This window comes from Bacillus cereus group sp. BfR-BA-01360 (genome assembly GCF_022663595.1).
In the GTDB taxonomy this organism is placed as follows: Bacteria; Bacillota; Bacilli; order Bacillales; family Bacillaceae_G; genus Bacillus_A; species Bacillus_A cytotoxicus.
In genome coordinates this window covers 1-602 of sequence record NZ_JAKUFV010000071.1, presented here as the reverse complement: position 1 = coordinate 602, position 602 = coordinate 1, and the positions used below count along the sequence as shown (strand labels likewise).

Sequence of the window (602 nt, the reverse complement as noted above, 5' to 3'; positions counted from 1 at the left end):
ACCTTTTCCAACTTCTCTAATGCATCTGCACATTCATTAGCTGCTTCAGTTACTTCCTTAATTCCCTCTAATGCTTCAGTTGTATCCGCAGTTACCTCAATGATTAATTTGGTATTAGCCATTCCTTTCATCCTCCTTTTTTTCATTATCTACATACTCACGAGTTACAGAATCCCAAACCTTACAAAAATCTAAGTGTTCTTTTTCTTCTTCATGCCATTTGATTGCTTCTTGTTTAGAATCAGTAGTTTTATGAATATCAGCAAACCCACCACAAGGATAACATTGGTCAATTCCAAAACACCAATATCTATGATTTAAATTGATTTCGTCCATCATTCATCCTCCTTCAATCAAACTCTTTTACTTCTTCTATTGCATATACGATAGCATCCAAAATATTTTCGCCATCTACCTTTTCATTTAGAGCTTTCTGTAAATTATCAACCGTAACTTTTAAGCCTTCCACAGTTTGAAATAACTCGTTCACTGTTGTCTGTAACTTTTGATTATCATCAGACAATTGATTAATTTTCTTTTTTAGTATGATGTTTTGTAATAACTCATCCTTCATTGCTTACACACACCACCTATGTAATTTT

Annotated in this window: 2 protein-coding genes; both read right to left on the bottom strand. The window is 33.1% G+C overall.

All coding sequences use genetic code 11. The features are described 5' to 3' along the window. Positions 1–114 precede the first annotated feature (114 nt). Complete coding sequence (locus MR056_RS21935; RefSeq protein ID WP_242136730.1) at positions 115–336, bottom strand: hypothetical protein; 222 nt, start codon at positions 334–336, stop codon at positions 115–117. 13 nt (positions 337–349) lie between these two features. Further along, the gene (locus tag MR056_RS21930; RefSeq protein ID WP_242136729.1) at positions 350–574 is read right to left on the bottom strand and encodes a hypothetical protein; all 225 of its coding nucleotides are present in this window, start codon (positions 572–574) and stop codon (positions 350–352) included. Positions 575–602 lie beyond the last annotated feature (28 nt).

Bases quoted from the DNA above. Each gene is read 5' to 3' on its own strand.
- MR056_RS21930 (WP_242136729.1), bottom strand. From the start codon at position 574: ATGAAGGATGAGTTATTACAAAACATCATACTAAAAAAGAAAATTAAT.
- MR056_RS21935 (WP_242136730.1), bottom strand. From the start codon at position 336: ATGGACGAAATCAATTTAAATCATAGATATTGGTGTTTTGGAATTGAC.